Below are 16,622 nucleotides of genomic sequence, written 5' to 3'. Positions count from 1 at the left end.
AAAATTAATTTCTTGAAACAATAACAATTAGTGATAATAATACCGAAGCTATAGATACAAATAATGATGCGTTTCGATTAAATCCAGCAGCTTGAACTTGAGCATAATTCGGTTCAACAATCACCACGTCATTCTGTTGTAAAAAATAGAATTCAGAATTAATAAAATCTACCGATGTCAAATCTATTTTGTACGACTTTTGAACACCATCAACATCTCTCAGTAGAGTAATATTCTTTCTGTTTCCATATATTGTCAAGTCACCAGCATTACCGAGAATCTGTAAGATTGTCATACGGTTATACTCAAGTTCAAAAGTACCTGGTCTATTAACTTCACCTAATACTGTAACTTTCATATTAATTATTCTAACGTCAACCACTGCATCCTTAACGTATTTTTCTCTTATCCTTTTCTGTATTTCATTGGCCAGATCAATTCTATTCTTACCTGCTGCAATTAACTTACCTAAAAGTGGGAATTCAATTTCACCTTCAATATCGACTAAATAACCCAATAATTGACTTTGACCAGCAGCGTTAAGACTATTAGATATCGTAGGATTAATGAATTGAATAAAAGGCTGAGCAAGTTCCATATTTTCACTACTGACAGTTATCCTTAAAATATCATCTTTCTTGATAACAGAATGATAACTTAAAGTATTTTCAGTTAGGTTCTTATCAATGTCCTGCAGATAAATGATTTTATTTTTTGGTACGCATCTTACTAACATGAGTGCGCAAATTATCAATAGGGAAATTCTAGCTAATACTATTTTCATATTAAGTTCTAAAGATTAATTTTTTTATCTAACAGTTCAAAAACACTGTTCTTACTTATAAATTCGGGCACAAGCTGTTTGATCTTACTTACAATAAAGGAGTCGTTTTCTGAATCGGCTGCGTTACTAATATCCTCCATATGTATGCAAACAATATTGTAATCTAAAGGCTTATCTTTTGCTATCATAATTTTCTTATGATGTGTTGGTAAAGTTGTAGAATTATCACTGAGCAACTCTTCATATAACTTTTCACCAGGCCTGAGACCAATGATTTTTATATCAATATCCTGATAAGGTTGAAATCCTGATAATTTAATCATTCTCTCTGCTAGATCCATGATTCTTACAGGTTTTCCCATATCAAAAACAAAAATCTCTCCACCATTACCCATTGTGCCTGCCTGAAGTACTAATTGACAAGCTTCGGGAATGGTCATAAAATATCTTATAATATCTTGATGGGTAACCGTAACAGGACCTCCATTTTCAATCTGCTTCTTAAAATAAGGTATTACAGAGCCGTTAGAGCCTAACACATTACCAAATCTCGTTGTTATGAACTTTGTGGAAACATTATCATTTTGTTGCAGAGCTTGAACATACATTTCTGCAGCACGTTTACTAGCTCCCATAACATTAGTAGGATTCACTGCTTTGTCTGTACTTACCATTACAAAACGATCAATATTAAACTGAGTAGATAAATCTGCCAGGTTAACTGTACCCATAATATTAACAGCAACGGCTTCTTTAGGATTTTTCTCGATCATAGGCACATGCTTATATGCTGCGGCATGAAAAACTACTGAGATATCGTGATTTTTAAAGACGTTTAAAATTCGTTCTCTGCACCTAACATCTCCTAAAATAACCTCGTAATGTACATCGGGAAATTTTTCTTTTAACTCTAATTCCAAATCATACAAAGGAGATTCTGCTTGATCCAGTATTAGTATACATTCTGGTTGATATGACGAGACTTGTCTTACAATCTCGCTTCCTATTGATCCTGCGCCTCCAGTTATTAAAACAATTCTATTCTTTAGATAATTGGAAATTTCTGAGTCATCTAGATGTATGGCATCCCTTTCTAATAAATCTTCAATCTGGATCTCCTTAATTTTTGAAGTTACATCTTCTTTATCAGTCCACTGAGTGATCTCTGGCACACTGAAAATCTTCAAGTTGTTAGCAAGTGCCTTATCTACAAGTTCATTTTTCTGAGTAATTGATAATTGCGCACCTGCAATAATAATCCCAGTAATTTTCATTGGAGCAATTCTATCGTAAAACTTACTCCCATATTTAATGATAGGCTTTCCTAAAATTTTAATTCTTTGATGATCTTTTCTAAAGGATATAAATCCTGCAAGATTAAAATTTTGATTTTTAGAAGTTGACAAGGCTTCGGCAAGTGCTATACTGTCATCATTGACACCTACTATTAGAACATTGTAGGACTCTTGCTTACTGTTTGAAACAAGGGCATACATTCTTTTTACTAATAGCCTAAAAGAGAGTAAAGCAACAAAAGTTACTGTTGTATTAACAATTAAAAAAGGCATTAGAAACACCTTTTGATCATATAAAAAGTAATAAGAATAATTAACAGTTATAAGAACCAGTAATGTTGCCGTACAAGCAATAACAATTTTAAAAACATCTACAAATGTACTGTGCCTGATTAAACCAGAATAGGTGCTAAATACAAAAAAGGAAGATAAATATATTAAGACTATAAACAACCCCTGTTGAAAAACAGACAACACCTTGTAAAAGGTTGAATCTAAGTTATCAATGATCAAAAATGATATATAAAATGAGCAAACAGCTATTAACAAATCAATAGCTATTACCATCCATCGCGGAAGGTACCTTAGATTTTTAAACTGAAGACTATTATCCCCATTCCAAAAAATCGTTGCAACTCTATTTCTGAAGTATTTTGCTTTCATTTCCCTAATGCAAAAATAGGATAAAAAAAAAAGGCAATGCGTGAACATTGCCCTTAAATTGTATAAAATCTGTGATTAATGTTTAAAATTCTAAAATGAACTACATTATATCACGCTATAAAACTAAAACTAATTAATCTAGCTCTTAATAAATCGTTTAACTGCTCTATCCTCACCTTGCTCGATACGTAAGAAATATACACCACTATTTAACGTACCTAGATTATTGAGTTCTACTCGACCATTATAAGGTTCCTGAGTAGACGTCTTTACGATTTGTCCTAAAGAGTTAATCACTGAAATATGCACACTATTCCCAGAAGTTAGATTATCAATCTGTAATGACGTATCACCTAAAGGATTTGGGTATAAGGTTACCGCTTTCGCGAAAGCGGAATCATCAACAGCAAGGGTAATTTCATTTAACTTCAAAGAAAATCTACCAGCTCCATAAGTAGCAGGCTGTGTAGCATCAACTGTTATAACTATAGAATTATCACCCTGATTGAGAACCGTTTCAGTCATTAAGTAGTGATCCACCCATACAGTCTCTAATTGAGAAAATTCATTAGTTATATTTAAAGTATATACGGAACTTGTTAAACCTCTTAAATCTAAATCGATTATATCGCCATTTGAAGGTAGTGTTGAATTAAGGATACTCAATGAGTTGTTATTGTAATTAATTGCTAAATTCTCATCAGGATTTTGCAATTTAAGAGCTCCAGAATCTTGTGTAATATTTGAATCAAATTTTAATATGACACCATCTCGAGCTATTCCACTTGCTAACTCATCGTCTCTAAATAAGGCGATAGTAATTAATTCTGGATTATTAGAGCTACGATAAACATTATTTAAGGCAGTAGAAGAGGTTTTAAATGATTGTTTAAATCTTATACTAGGAGTGAGACCTGCATTGTTACCATCCTCGGCTGTTCTAACAAAAACTGCCTGACCTGGTTGTAAAAATTCATTTACCTCAGAACCACTTACATTATTCATGTCTAAAACAAAGTCATAAGTTACATATGCTCCATTATCACCTATTGTAGGATCCCATGCATAGTATACTGTTTCATTAATATCCTCCGTATCAGTATCTACCATAAGAGTGGCAAAATTAACTTGAGCTTGATAAGGGTTTGCAATAAAATTAAATGCTCCATCTGTAGCAGATAAATTATTAATATCAACAAAACTATTAGCCAAAGCACCTTTGGTCTTCAAAACGGTGCTTGTAGAAGGAGCATTAGCTGTAAAAAGAGAAACACTTCTATCGCCTCTTAGAAATAATCTATAAGGAACACCAGGAGAAAGATTTGTTGCATTGGTATTTGGAATACCTTCCCAAACTTGACTTGCATTATTGTAAGTAAACATTGAAACGGCATTTGATCCTGATTGATCAAATCCATCAGATACCGCTCCACCTGTGATTTGAGTACCGTTACCACTTATGTAATTCATATCACCTGGATTAAGACCATTTTGCTGCCAATTTTCAAATATGCTTGTAGAAGTAGTTACCGTTGACCCTAAGAGTCTATAAGCTCTTTTATTAGAATAGAATTGCTCAACAGTAACGTCTCCTCCTACAGAACCGCTTAACACTTGATCAACAATAGCCGTTTTTCCAGAGCTACTTTTTAAGGTTAGGTTGTCATTAGTATTTAAAACCCCATTTGAAAGGGTAAGAACTCCTTCTAAATTCATAGCTCCATTCAAAGAAGCACCATTCGCATTATTCAATATCAGATTCTCTAGTGTAACGTCATTAACATTAATATCCTGAGCATCAACACCAGCAAGATTTAATGAAGCATCGCTAGCAATTAAAGTGGTTCCCGCTGGTGAATTTATATCACCTACAACATTCAAAGAATTTACTCCTAAGTTTAAAGTTGCAGAACCTAAGAGTGACAAGTTATTCATGTCAACATCTCCAGTAAATGCAATTGAGCCGCTTTGAACTATAACATTATCATCTGTCGTAGAAACGCCTTCTGGCGCAGTAGGTGACCATGAAGTACCATCATAAACATAGTCTATTATCGATGCCTGCTCAGATAACGTTATATCATCTATATAAAAATACTCGTTATTGTTATTAGTCTCTGCAATAATTCTTACTCCTACAGAAGTTGTACCATTAGGAATACTGATTTTTATAACAGAGTAGCCATTGTCAGCATCACCATTATACGTCGCAGGAGTTCCAGCTATAGTAGAGGCAATATTACCATTAGCAGCATCATAAGACCAGCTTTTATTAAAGGACCCATCGCTAGTGTCCTCCTCTTGAATTGTTATATCTGCATCAATAGGATAACCATTACCATCAAGATCTACATATACTTCTAATCGATCTGCATTTTCTATTCCACCTACACTTGCATTGTGAATAGTAAGTTCAAGATTTTGCAAACCAGTAATATCAAAACTTGTTAATTCAATTATTTCTCCATTAGAGATTCTAGTACCATCTAAAGTTCTACCATAAGCAGCAGCGACATCACCTTGATTATTGTTAATAGACCAATCTGGCAAAGAACCATCAAAATCTTGAACGGCAACAAAATTAGTCACCACTGGATCTAATACGGAATAACTTTGTTCTGGTGAGGTAGTGGTTTCTTGATCCATAGGATCAATAGTGTCGTCAGTAGCAACAATTTGATAAAATACTGTAGTACCATCAGGTTGTACAGGAATTTGTCCAAAATAAGTATCTCCTCGATCCAAAATCATTGTAACAGGAGCTTGATCATAAACTCCAGAAGCAAATCCGTATTGAATTTCTACATTTGACAAACCATCAGCATCTGTTACATCTGCCGCTACACCGACAACGTCTGAAGAAGTTGGGTTACTAGGGTTATTACTAATATTAGAAATTACCGGCGCTGGATTACCTCCTGCTACAATTCCTTCGACAATCACGTTATCTAAGGAGTGAATCTCTGAACCAGCCCCATTAGTCATAGTAACACGAATTTGTAAGTTACTACCATTTAACATAGACTCCATAGGTGTTGATGAATTGAAGTCATCGTTTAAATTTCCATTTGAGGAGAACTCTGTCCATGGACCTGAGTCTAATTTATATTCTGAAATAAATCTATCAGAAGCTTCCATTCCGCCTTGAGATGTAGCGGCTAGTTGAACTGAAACGTCAGTATAATTAGAAATATCTAACTGAGGAGAAAACCAAGTTGCTCCAGAACCATCTAAATCTCTTCCCTCAAATCTTTCATTCTCAACTCTAAACCAATCAGTTGCTGCAGTCAAACTTGCATTAGATACGTCGATAGTCCAACTCACACCGGTTAAATCGATTGAAACACTTGAGCCTCCTGTAGCTCCTTTTCCATTTTGTCCAGCAAAATTCTCTGAATAGATTGTGGTTTGAGCATTAGCAAATATTGCAAATACAAAACACACAAATAGTAAAACTTTTCTCATTAGATAATATTTAATTTTCTCAAAAATAATTATATCTAACGAATTAAAACGCAACCCTACTTTATCTATTAGTTAAGTTATTAAAAAGTAATAAATTTATTTTGTGTGTTTTACATAAAATCACACTAGTAATTCAACCGACTTTACCACTCTTGAACTCTTTGTCGATAAATAACAACAAAACAGCCGCTGTTGATAAATATCAAATTATATACTAAGTTTACTTCCTAAAAACCTTCAATATAGAATTTTTGATTCGCGATCTATCATTATCGGTTAGATTAGAGCCAGAAGGTAGACAGAGCCCTTTTTCAAATAGTGTTTCACACACTTTATTCCCATAATAAGGAAAATCTTCACATAATGGCTGTAAATGCATAGGTTTCCAAAGTGGTCTGGACTCAATATTGTCTGCCTCTAGGGCTAGTCTTAAATCTTCTCTAGAGATACCGCCAGTTTTTGATGGGTCTACAATTATTGCGCTCAACCAATGATTTGAGACTATATCATCAGATTGCTCCTTTTGAACTGTTACACCATCAATATCCTGAAATAAGTCTTGATAAAATTTATTCATATCTTGTCTTAAAGCGATATGCTTATCAAGAACTTGCATCTGACCACGACCTATACCAGCGCAAATGTTACTAAGTCTGTAATTGTAACCTACCTCACTATGTTGATAGTGTGGCGCATTATCTCTTGCTTGAGTTGCCAGAAAAATGGTTTTATCCTTTACTTCTTTAGAGTGACACACCATAGCACCGCCGCCACTTGTGGTAATAATTTTGTTTCCATTAAAGCTAAGTATTCCATATTCTCCAAATGTTCCACACTTTCTACCCTTGTATGTACTACCTAAAGCCTCGGCACTATCTTCTATAACTGGTATATTGTGCGCTTTCGCGAAAGCGTGAATCTCATCTATCTTATATGGCATACCATAAAGATGGACGGCAAGAATAGCTTTAGGCTTTTTACCTTTAGAAATACGATCTTCAACGGCTTCCTTAAGAGCATTAGGACACATATTCCATGTCTCTACTTCACTATCTACCATTATAGGAGTTGCTCCTAAATACTGCACAGGATTAGTTGTCCCACAAAAAGTGAAGCTTTGACAAATTACTTCATCGCCAGGTCCAACTCCTGCCTGAATTAAAGCCAAATGTATAGCGGCTGTACCACTAGAAAGAGCCGCCACGTGAACGTTTTCTCCTTGATAAGATTCTAAGTCCTTCTCAAATCCTGTGACATTAGGTCCTAAAGGAGCAACCCAATTTGTATCAAAAGCTTCGGTTACAAAATTTCTTTCTGTGCCACCCATATGAGGCGATGACAACCATATTTTTTCTTGGGACATAATATTAAAGTATTTTACAAAGATAGTTTACTTAAAAAGAGATTTAAACGTAAGTAATATGATTTTTATATCATAAATAAAACCTCGCTTCTCTACATATTCCAAATTCATTTTAACTTTATCTGGAAATATAACCTCGTCATTATAACGTAGTGGATCTAACTGTCGCAATAATAACTTTTCTTCATTACGGTATTTAATTGCAGCGAGGCTGGTTAATCCAGGTTTGAGTTGTAATACCTTACGATTATCACCAGTAAGTATATCATAATATCCTGGTAAATCAGGTCGTGGACCAACAAAAGACATGTCGCCTTTCAAGATATTTATGAGTTGCGGTAATTCATCAATTTTAGTACGCCTTAGTATTTTTCCCGTTTTAGTAACCTTACCATTTTTCATAGTTTGAAGTTTGTAAATGGCAAATGGTTTACCATATTGACCTATACGCATTTGAGTGAATAAGCGTAATGGCTCATAAAGTAAACTGATGTAAATGGTTAGAAATAAAAGTGGAATAGAAATTAGAAGAATAGAAATAAAAGAAATTAAAACTTCAGATAACCTATTCATAATAATGTTTATATCGTCCCAGAATCAACATGAATATTCTGTCCAGTTATGGATTTTGCTTCTTCAGAAATTAAAAAAGTTATCATATCAGCGACAGATTCTAAGGCTGTTGGTACTTTAAGAGATGTTCTTTTAAAAATTCTATCTTTCATGTCATCACCAAGAGTTGCACTCATATCTGTATCCATGAAACCTGCAACTAAGCAATTAGATCTAACTCCTCTCTCACCCCATTCTCTTGCGGTATTCTTAGAAAAAGCCTCTAGTGCTCCTTTACTACCTGCATACATCGCAAGACCTTTATAACCTGTATGTACACTTATGGAAGAAACATGGACTATACTACCTTTCACTCGATTATAAATCATATTACGAATGGCATATTTAGTAATGTTATAAGGTGAGAACACATTTACCTCATACATATTTCTCAATCTATCTAGATTTAGATTTGTAATAATATCATCATAGGCAATTGCGGCATTGTTGATAAAACCATGTAAAGGAACAGAATTAGTGATATAGTTTTTAAACAATTGCTCTTGAACCGAATCAGGATCAGCTAGATCAAATGATTTATAAAAAACCTGATTTTCATTTTCGTTCATGAGTTGTTCATACTCAGGCGTTATTTTACGACTAACACCATAAACATTATAACCACTAGCGATTAATGATTTTGCTATGCTTAATCCTACACCTCTTGAACATCCTGTAAGTAATATATTTTTCATTAATTTCTTTTTAATTTTCCTGTACGAGTAGTTTCTAGTGAAGTAACTATTTTGATTTTACGAGGAATCTCATAGGCCTCTAGCGAACCTCGTAAATTTTTCTTTATATCAACCTCATTGATTTGGTCATTAGTTAAAACAACATCAGCACATATCATATTTCCTAATAACGCATTAGGCTTTCCATAAACAAAGCAGCTACCTATGCCATCAATATCTAAAATCTTTTCTTCGACATCATGAGGATTTACCTTATTACCACCTACATTGATCATTTCATTCTTACGTGATACAAATTTGAATACTCCATTATTTTCATCAATCCATTCTATCACGTCTCCAGTATTATACCATTCTTCGTCCGTCTTACCATAATCGCCTGTTAACGTTTTATGTAAAAAAAGCTCATTATTTTCTACTTTAATTTTAGACTGTAAGTAAGGTTTAATCTTAAAATCAGATCCATGCGAGGAGAATATAGTTCCCGCTTCTGTCGAAGCATAAATATTAAAAACACGTGCATTTGGGAAAGCATTTTTAATATTGGCATGTAGTTTTTCGTCAGATTTCTCACCACCTAGGCTTACGCTTCTGATTTTCATTAATGGATCATGAACAGGCAGTAGTAGCCTATAAAAAGTTGGAGTAGCAGAAATGTGTGTTACGGATTGGGATCTCAAAATATTAGTGATATCCTTTTTCCCTTTGCCAAAAACATCAATTAATGGATTAAAATTACAAACCGCTTGTAATAAAACCTGTAATCCAGCCATATGCGTAGGGTTATAGGCAAAACCCCAGATTACATCTGAGTGTTTTTCACTAACTCTTACTTCCCTAAGTAAAGTACTCATAGAATGAACTACTTTTTTGGGTTGACCTGTTGTTCCCGAGGTGAAAATTGTAATCTTAACTTTGCTAGAGTTAATTTTTTCTCGAAACTCCTCAAGAGATGATAACTTAATTGATTTAAAATTTACCTCTTCATTTAAAGAAGCACTAGGGTTTAAAGGATCTATTAAGGTTAAGTCTATCTCATGAACAACCGCCTTAATAAAATTAACTAAAAAGTCTAAAGAATTATTGAAAGCGTAGGCAGTCTTGACAATTCCTTGATTTGAGACTTGAGATAAAAGTTCATCATAGTTTAAAGTAACACCTGATGAATCATCGTAGAATTTTTTTTGGTTACTAGCCATCTATTTGCTTTGCTATTTCTCCTATTGTTTCTACTACACCATTTTCAAAAATATCCACACCTGTCTTTTCTTCAATACGTACAGTTAATTCAGCTAAATCAAATGAATCTAACCCTAGATCATCACGTAAATGTGTTGTATTACTAACTGAGGTAATAGCTTCATCACCTTTTCCTTCTTTAACCTCGTTAATTGATTCTAATATTGCTGAGTTCATAATTTATTAAATATTTCTGGTTCAAAGATAATAGTATTTTGCAGATTACAATTGCAAGCTCCCCAAGATAAACCTACTCCAAAACCTGCTAATAATACATTATTTAATTTAGGCTTATCTATGGAATATTTAGAAGTTATAGCTAGAGGTATGGAAGCAGGCCCAGTATTACCATAATTTTTAACTTCTATGGGAACCATCTCTAACGGCAATTTCATCTTTCTTCTTAAATAATCTACCATAAATTTATTAGCCTGATGCAAAACCATCGCATCTAGGCTTTCTAATGTCCAATTTAATTCAAGTAATGTTTCCTTAAGAAGTTTAGGCACTTTAGTTATGGCAAAATTAAAAACAGACATACCATCCATAAACAAGTCATCTTGCGATCGCGAGCAGCCTTCTTCTGCAGGCTTTGTTATACTAGTTTTGCTGTTACTAGGATTTCTGAAACCTCCTGATGGAACAATAAGACTATCTTTACCGCTACCATCAGCTCGTAAATCAAAATACATTCCATCATTCCCTTTTTGTAATAAAGTAGCTGATCCGGCATCACCAAAAACCAGTCTGGAGGCACGATCTTGTTCATTTACTAATTTAGAAGTAGTGTCACCTGCGAGCACTAGTACTTTATTACAAGCTCCTGTTGAAATAAGTAAACTTGCTTGCATTAAACCGTAGATATAGCCCGAACATCCTAAAGGCATATCTAAACAATAGGTATCCTGAGATAAGCCTAGTTTAGCTTGTAAAATGTGACTACTTTGAGGTAAAACATGATCCCTAGTTTGAGAAACAAAAATTAATCCATCAATATCGTCAGTAGTATCTAATGAATCTAAAATTTTCTTTGCGGCATAAAAACACAAGTCTGAAGATGTAGTATCATCTGCAGCAATATGGACTGAATTTATACCAGTAGTTTTCATGACTTTATCAACCTCTTTATCACCAAAAAGATCTTTTAAATCATCAAATTTTAAAACTTTAGATGGTAAGCTAGAGGCTATGTGAGAAATCTCTATACCTTTTAAAAGTGTTTTCATGTGCTATGCTATTGAATGACCTCCGTCAATTATGTAAGTTTGACCTGTAATCCATCTTGCACCATCAGATAATAAAAATATAGCGAGATTACTAACATCATTAGGAGTCCCGAAACCGAGTGGATAGGTTTTTTCATATTCTTTCATACTGTCTTCTCCTGCTAAGCGCAAATTGTCTATAAACATAGGTGTTTTTACTAGACCAGAAGCAATAGCATTAACACGTATACGTTTTTTTGATAGTTCATTTGCAAGCGACATGGTAATACCATTTAATGCACCTTTTGTGGCTGCATAAATAGAATGACCTTTACTTCCTAGAGAGGTACCATTGATACTACTCATAAAAACTATAGAAGCATTTGATTTAACAAGCTTTTTCTTTAGTAAATAACGCAATAGCTTCAACTGTCCTATCACATTTATATCAAACATACTTTCCATAGTTTCTTCATCAGTTTGAACAAAACCAGAAACCTTTGAAACTCCAGCAGATAAAAAAACAGCATCGTATTTTACATTCTTGTCAAATTTCTCAAAATCTAAATCCTTAGAACTAAAATCAATTGAAACAGTATTCAAAAGATCAGAAGAAACAGTTTTTATTTGTTTGGAAAAAATCTGTTTATCGATAGATCGAGAAACTCCTGTGATAGCTCCACCTAAATTTGATATCTCCTGACACACATCTAACCCCAATCCAGAATTTGCTCCGGTAACAAGAATATTTTTATTTCTGAATAAACTATCGTTGAAAATCATTTCTTGTTTGACACAATTTTAAACAAATCACTAATAGTGTTTGCAGCTCTTATTTCATCTCCAGTTAATTCAATATCATACTCCTCGTCCACCATGCCAATAATAGATAAAGCAATCATACTATCCCATTCATCAAGATCTCTGAAAGTTGTTTCTTGAAGAAATTCTGATTTTTCAGTTTCATCAAATTGCTCTGCAAAATTGTTTATAAAATCATCTATATTCATAAGTTAGGTATTTTTTTTCCAGGAACCCCAAAATAAGTCCTGTTATCCTTAATAGATTTAGTTAATAATGTGGCGGCAAAGATAGTATTTTTATCACCGACTGATTTGTCTTGGACAATCATGCTAGACATATAAAAATTATTGAAATCGCCTATTATAACGTTTCCAGAAATCTGAACTCGTGGCATAAAACAATTAAAATTTCCTATTTTAGAGTCATGCCCAATACCACAACAAGTATTGAAAAAATTGAAGTCCCCTATTTCAACATTAGTAGTAAATACAGTTTGAGTTGCAATAACGTTTCCTTTACCCATTTTGAAATCAAATCCCTTCTCAACTGACGGATGTAAAAGATTAGGAAAGTTGAAATTACGCTTTCGCGAAAGCGTATGAAAAACATTACTAACTACTTCCCTATTTGCAATGCCAAAAGCAATAGATAACTCTTCCTTAACATCGTTCAATAAGGAAATGGAACCATGACAAATTGAGTCGCCGATAATTTGAGTTGGAGTCGCATATGCGTCATCATAAAATCCAATAATCTCCCATTGCAGTTTTTGATCATTTATCGCATTAATCAAATCCCAAATTTCACGAGCTAAACCACTCGCACCTATTATTGCAATTTTCTTCACTTTATACTATCCTTTAAATGGTGAAGTAGTCGCCTGCCCAGAAGTATTTATTCCCTCAGAAATAAATACTTTCCTAATAGTCTTAAAAAGAATTTTCAAATCTAGAAGAAATGACTGATGATCTACATACCAAACATCAAACTTAAATTTTTGTTCCCAACTAATGGCGTTTCTTCCATTAACCTGAGCCCATCCAGTTATACCTGGTTTAACATCATGCCTTCTAGCCTGCTCTTTAGAGTATAATTTCAGGTATTCAGGCAGTAAAGGTCTAGGACCTACAATACTCATATCTCCTTTTAAAACATTCAGTAACTGAGGTAATTCGTCTAAAGAAGTTTTCCTTATTATTTGGCCAATTTTTGTTAGTCTCTTTTCATCTGGTAATAGGTGTCCAGCCTCATCTTTCTTATCATTCATCGTTTTGAACTTGATAATCTTAAAAATTTTTCCTTTTCTACCAGGTCGTAGTTGAGTAAAGAAAGGAGTACCAGAGTTTGATATTGTTAATATGATTGTTACCATTAAAAATATAGGCAACAAGAGCGATATAGCTAGAACTGCTACGAGAATATCAAAAAAAACTTTAATACCGTTTCTATACATTTTGATTAAATTTTACTTGTTCCACTCTATCGACAATTATTTGAACAGAGTTTACGACATCATAATCTTGTAATAGCAATTTCTTGGCATTGTTTGAATACTCCTGATATTTACTACTTGATGACAACAACTCATTGAGAGCAGTTTTGAAACTAATTACATCACCTGCTAAAACTTTCTTACCACATTTATTATACTCTAATATATCTCCAATATCGGTATTAGGATCGGTAGCTGAAAGAACTGGCAATCCCATTTCTAGATATGATAATAATCTTGATGGAAAATTGGGGATTAAGAAATTCTTATTTAGAAGAATTAGACCTATATCACAAGATGACAACAGTTTATCATATTTTTCTTTTGGAAGAAATTTAAGAAGAGTTACATGATCACTTTTATTTTGATCACACCAATTTTTCAATTTCTGATATTCTGAACCGCTACCTACAATTAAGTAATGAACATTTTCTAATTTTACGTTTTCTAATATCTCGATCAAAAAGTCGATCCCTTGAGGTATTCCTAAGTTACCACCATAAACTAGGATACTCTTGTCTAAAGGTAATTCGTAATCTGCTCTTATAAGCTCCCTATCCTTTGAAGAAATAGTTTGTATAATCGGTTCAATACTGTTAGGATTAACATGTATTTTATCGGTAGAGACATATTTGTGATATTCTTTGATAAAATTCACATTTGCAGGTGACATACAACCTATGTGATCTGAAATATTGTAAAGCTTACGTTCTATCGATTTAAAGTATTTATGTAGAATGCCATCTTTTTTCATCATCTTCATATCAATTGCATTTTGAGGAAAAATATCCTTCAACAACAAATATGTATGGGAATTCATAGAGTGCTTCAATTTTCTTACCGTAGAATATAAAGTTATAGGCGGTGTTGAATAGAGAATCACGTCAAATTTCTCTCCAGAAAGATTACTATTAATAGCTCTAAGAAACTGTCTTCCTATCAAGAGCATTCCTAATCCTTTTTCAATGAAATTAGTTTTTTGAATATTTAAAGTTCGTACATGTAAATTTGTAAAACCCTTTTCTACTTCAATTTTAGCACTATTAGAATCTCTTCTTTCAACGGGAGTTACTGCTGTCACATGATGTCCCTGTGATACAAATTCCCTGAGAAGATCAGTATAAATACCTCTATCTGAAAGAGAGTTAACTTTTACTAAAGAAAGAAATAAAATTTTCAAAATAGAATTAATTATATTTTCTCCATACTACACGATTAACATAATCTGTATAACTTAAAATAATTCTCACCACCTTCTCACTAACATTAGGCATAGAATAATCTGCAACTAGTCGCATATTTCTTTTTTCGTCAATCTTTTGCAATTGAACATGCTCTAATGCTTGTAAAATGCGCTCTTTTTCGAGACCTACCATCATGACTGAACCTTCTTCCATAGCCTCAGGGCGTTCATGTGCTTCTCTTATGTTCAGTGCTCTAAAATTTAAAATGCTTGATTCTTCTGAAATCGTGCCACTATCAGAAAGCACTGCATACGCATTAGCCTGTAAGTGATTGTAATCATTAAAACCTAAAGGTTTCAAAAACCTAATATTTTTATGTAATGTCAGGTCAGCCTCATCTATTCTATTTTTTGTTCTAGGATGTGTAGAAAATATTATGGGGTAGTCATATTTTTCAGCAATTGTATTTAAAGTTTCAAATAGATTGTAAAAATTCCTATCACTATTAATGTTTTCTTGTCTATGAGCAGATATTACAAAGTATTTACCTTTTTCTAAGTTTTGATTTTTTAAAACATCAGATGCTTTTATGGCATCCATATAATGATTTAATACCTCAAACATAGGTGAGCCCGTTTTGATAATTCTATCGGCCGGTAATCCTTCTTTCAATAAATATTCTCTGGCAATATCGCTGTAGGTCAAATTAACATCTGCAGTATGATCAACGATCTTTCTATTAGTTTCTTCTGGAACTCTTTGATCAAAACATCTATTTCCAGCTTCCATGTGAAATATCGGAATCTGGCGTTTTTTTGCAGGTATAGCACATAAACAGCTATTAGTATCTCCTAATACTAAAAATGAATCTGGTTGAAGATTTTCTAATAACTCATCAATTTTAATCATGATGTTCCCAACTGTCTCAGCGGCATTTTTACCAGCAGCCTCAAGAAAATAATCTGGCTTGCGCAGTCCTAAATCATCAAAAAATATTTGATTTAATTCATAATCATAATTCTGGCCTGTATGAATTAAGATATGTTCTACAGCAGGAGAAGCGTCCAGAGCTGCAAGAACTCTAGCTAACCTAATTATTTCTGGCCTTGTTCCTACTACAGTAGCAACTTTTAATTTATTCATAACTATTTTAATTTGATTGATTTAGGTTAAAATACAGACCCTGCAGCAGGTGTCACTGATAACCGAATACAAATATAAATACTCTTAGTTTAAAAGAACTAAATTATCCCTTAAACAGTTTCAAAATAAGTGTCAGCGTCTTCTGGATTGTATGGCTCATTGATCCAAAAGTTAGTATATAGAATATCATCTCCTACATTTTTAATATTGTGAGTGTACCATATAGGCATATCAACATAAGCCGGCTCATCACCATCTAAATAAAAATCCAATGTTTCATCAGTACCTATCTTACGTAATTGTATTAAAGCCTTACCCTTGATTACCGCAAAACGCTCAATTTTTCTAGTATGGTAGTGGTTTCCTCTGGTTATTCCAGGAACTGTAGTAGAAAAAGAAACTTGACCACCTATTCCTAGTCTAATAATTTCAACAAAAGCACCGCGATCATCTTTGTGCTGAGTAAATTTTACAGGAAAATGATTTTCTATATCCATATAACACCTAAAAGTATTAAACAAATTATAATCAAAATCTGATTCTAACACAGGAACCTCTCCATTCTCCATGTATACCTTCTTGTAATACAGAAACTTGTCTAAAAGCTCAGACACCTTTGCCTCTGCAGTGTGTTCAACACGTAACAAATGATTGTCAATTTTATTTTCAATTTGATCT

General features: G+C 33.4%; 15 protein-coding genes and 1 pseudogene. All 16 read right to left on the bottom strand.

Features of this window, described 5'->3' with window-relative positions; all coding sequences use genetic code 11:
• Window positions 1-4: 4 nt before the first annotated feature.
• Window positions 5-784, bottom strand: coding sequence for a polysaccharide biosynthesis/export family protein (locus A9Q93_RS10690; protein ID WP_303687392.1), 780 nt, complete (start codon window positions 782-784; stop codon window positions 5-7).
• An 8-nt stretch (window positions 785-792) separates the two neighbouring features.
• Window positions 793-2,352 (bottom strand): polysaccharide biosynthesis protein, encoded by a 1,560-nt coding sequence (locus A9Q93_RS10685; RefSeq protein WP_369674705.1) that lies wholly within the window; start codon window positions 2,350-2,352, stop codon window positions 793-795.
• Between the two features lie 528 nt (window positions 2,353-2,880).
• Complete coding sequence (locus A9Q93_RS10680; RefSeq protein WP_303687390.1) at window positions 2,881-6,207, bottom strand: T9SS type A sorting domain-containing protein; 3,327 nt, start codon at window positions 6,205-6,207, stop codon at window positions 2,881-2,883.
• A 220-nt stretch (window positions 6,208-6,427) separates the two neighbouring features.
• Window positions 6,428-7,570, bottom strand: a complete 1,143-nt coding sequence (locus A9Q93_RS10675) for a DegT/DnrJ/EryC1/StrS aminotransferase family protein (protein ID WP_303687389.1) — start codon at window positions 7,568-7,570, stop codon at window positions 6,428-6,430.
• Window positions 7,571-7,597: 27 nt separating this feature from the next.
• Window positions 7,598-8,143, bottom strand: coding sequence for a sugar transferase (locus tag A9Q93_RS10670; protein WP_303687388.1), 546 nt, complete (start codon window positions 8,141-8,143; stop codon window positions 7,598-7,600).
• A gap of 8 nt (window positions 8,144-8,151) precedes the next feature.
• Window positions 8,152-8,877 (bottom strand): SDR family NAD(P)-dependent oxidoreductase, encoded by a 726-nt coding sequence (locus A9Q93_RS10665; RefSeq protein WP_303687387.1) that lies wholly within the window; start codon window positions 8,875-8,877, stop codon window positions 8,152-8,154.
• Window positions 8,877-10,076: a fatty acid--CoA ligase family protein gene (locus A9Q93_RS10660; protein WP_303687386.1), complete on the bottom strand. Its 1,200-nt coding sequence runs from the start codon at window positions 10,074-10,076 to the stop codon at window positions 8,877-8,879. The genes A9Q93_RS10665 and A9Q93_RS10660 overlap by 1 nt, the downstream gene beginning before the upstream one ends.
• On the bottom strand, window positions 10,069-10,293 hold the full coding sequence (locus tag A9Q93_RS10655) for an acyl carrier protein (RefSeq protein WP_303687385.1): 225 nt from the start codon (window positions 10,291-10,293) through the stop codon (window positions 10,069-10,071). Before A9Q93_RS10655 ends, A9Q93_RS10660 begins: the two co-directional genes overlap by 8 nt.
• Entirely contained in the window at window positions 10,290-11,342 is a 1,053-nt protein-coding gene (locus A9Q93_RS10650) for a 3-oxoacyl-ACP synthase III family protein (protein WP_303687383.1), read from the bottom strand. Before A9Q93_RS10650 ends, A9Q93_RS10655 begins: the two co-directional genes overlap by 4 nt.
• A 3-nt stretch (window positions 11,343-11,345) precedes the next feature.
• On the bottom strand, window positions 11,346-12,104 hold the full coding sequence (locus A9Q93_RS10645; RefSeq protein ID WP_303687382.1) for an SDR family NAD(P)-dependent oxidoreductase: 759 nt from the start codon (window positions 12,102-12,104) through the stop codon (window positions 11,346-11,348).
• Window positions 12,101-12,331 carry an acyl carrier protein gene (locus tag A9Q93_RS10640; RefSeq protein ID WP_303687381.1) on the bottom strand — a complete coding sequence of 77 codons (231 nt, stop codon included), beginning with the start codon at window positions 12,329-12,331 and terminating at the stop codon, window positions 12,101-12,103. The genes A9Q93_RS10645 and A9Q93_RS10640 overlap by 4 nt, the downstream gene beginning before the upstream one ends.
• Window positions 12,328-12,972: an acetyltransferase gene (locus A9Q93_RS10635; protein ID WP_303687380.1), complete on the bottom strand. Its 645-nt coding sequence runs from the start codon at window positions 12,970-12,972 to the stop codon at window positions 12,328-12,330. The genes A9Q93_RS10640 and A9Q93_RS10635 overlap by 4 nt, the downstream gene beginning before the upstream one ends.
• A 6-nt stretch (window positions 12,973-12,978) precedes the next feature.
• On the bottom strand, window positions 12,979-13,578 hold the full coding sequence (locus A9Q93_RS10630) for a sugar transferase (protein ID WP_303687378.1): 600 nt from the start codon (window positions 13,576-13,578) through the stop codon (window positions 12,979-12,981).
• Window positions 13,571-14,797: a glycosyltransferase family 4 protein gene (locus A9Q93_RS10625; RefSeq protein WP_303687377.1), complete on the bottom strand. Its 1,227-nt coding sequence runs from the start codon at window positions 14,795-14,797 to the stop codon at window positions 13,571-13,573. Before A9Q93_RS10625 ends, A9Q93_RS10630 begins: the two co-directional genes overlap by 8 nt.
• A gap of 7 nt (window positions 14,798-14,804) precedes the next feature.
• Window positions 14,805-15,944, bottom strand: a complete 1,140-nt coding sequence (wecB, locus tag A9Q93_RS10620) for a non-hydrolyzing UDP-N-acetylglucosamine 2-epimerase (protein WP_303687376.1) — start codon at window positions 15,942-15,944, stop codon at window positions 14,805-14,807.
• Between the two features lie 110 nt (window positions 15,945-16,054).
• Window positions 16,055-16,622, bottom strand: a pseudogene (locus A9Q93_RS10615) (epimerase); the annotation flags it as partial.

Source organism: Nonlabens dokdonensis, assembly GCF_002162835.1.
Lineage (GTDB): Bacteria > Bacteroidota > Bacteroidia > Flavobacteriales > Flavobacteriaceae > Nonlabens > Nonlabens dokdonensis_B.
Note: the sequence above shows the minus strand (reverse complement) of the source record. Positions and strands in the feature narration are given on the sequence as shown.

What these genes read in the sequence shown, in the direction of transcription:
- A9Q93_RS10690 (WP_303687392.1), bottom strand. Translation starts at nt 784, where the DNA reads ATGAAAATAGTATTAGCTAGAATTTCCCTATTGATAATTTGCGCACTC.
- A9Q93_RS10685 (WP_369674705.1), bottom strand. Translation starts at nt 2,352, where the DNA reads ATGCCTTTTTTAATTGTTAATACAACAGTAACTTTTGTTGCTTTACTC.
- A9Q93_RS10680 (WP_303687390.1), bottom strand. Translation starts at nt 6,207, where the DNA reads ATGAGAAAAGTTTTACTATTTGTGTGTTTTGTATTTGCAATATTTGCT.
- A9Q93_RS10675 (WP_303687389.1), bottom strand. Translation starts at nt 7,570, where the DNA reads ATGTCCCAAGAAAAAATATGGTTGTCATCGCCTCATATGGGTGGCACA.
- A9Q93_RS10670 (WP_303687388.1), bottom strand. Translation starts at nt 8,143, where the DNA reads ATGAATAGGTTATCTGAAGTTTTAATTTCTTTTATTTCTATTCTTCTA.
- A9Q93_RS10665 (WP_303687387.1), bottom strand. Translation starts at nt 8,877, where the DNA reads ATGAAAAATATATTACTTACAGGATGTTCAAGAGGTGTAGGATTAAGC.
- A9Q93_RS10660 (WP_303687386.1), bottom strand. Translation starts at nt 10,076, where the DNA reads ATGGCTAGTAACCAAAAAAAATTCTACGATGATTCATCAGGTGTTACT.
- A9Q93_RS10655 (WP_303687385.1), bottom strand. Translation starts at nt 10,293, where the DNA reads ATGAACTCAGCAATATTAGAATCAATTAACGAGGTTAAAGAAGGAAAA.
- A9Q93_RS10650 (WP_303687383.1), bottom strand. Translation starts at nt 11,342, where the DNA reads ATGAAAACACTTTTAAAAGGTATAGAGATTTCTCACATAGCCTCTAGC.
- A9Q93_RS10645 (WP_303687382.1), bottom strand. Translation starts at nt 12,104, where the DNA reads ATGATTTTCAACGATAGTTTATTCAGAAATAAAAATATTCTTGTTACC.
- A9Q93_RS10640 (WP_303687381.1), bottom strand. Translation starts at nt 12,331, where the DNA reads ATGAATATAGATGATTTTATAAACAATTTTGCAGAGCAATTTGATGAA.
- A9Q93_RS10630 (WP_303687378.1), bottom strand. Translation starts at nt 13,578, where the DNA reads ATGTATAGAAACGGTATTAAAGTTTTTTTTGATATTCTCGTAGCAGTT.
- wecB (WP_303687376.1), bottom strand. Translation starts at nt 15,944, where the DNA reads ATGAATAAATTAAAAGTTGCTACTGTAGTAGGAACAAGGCCAGAAATA.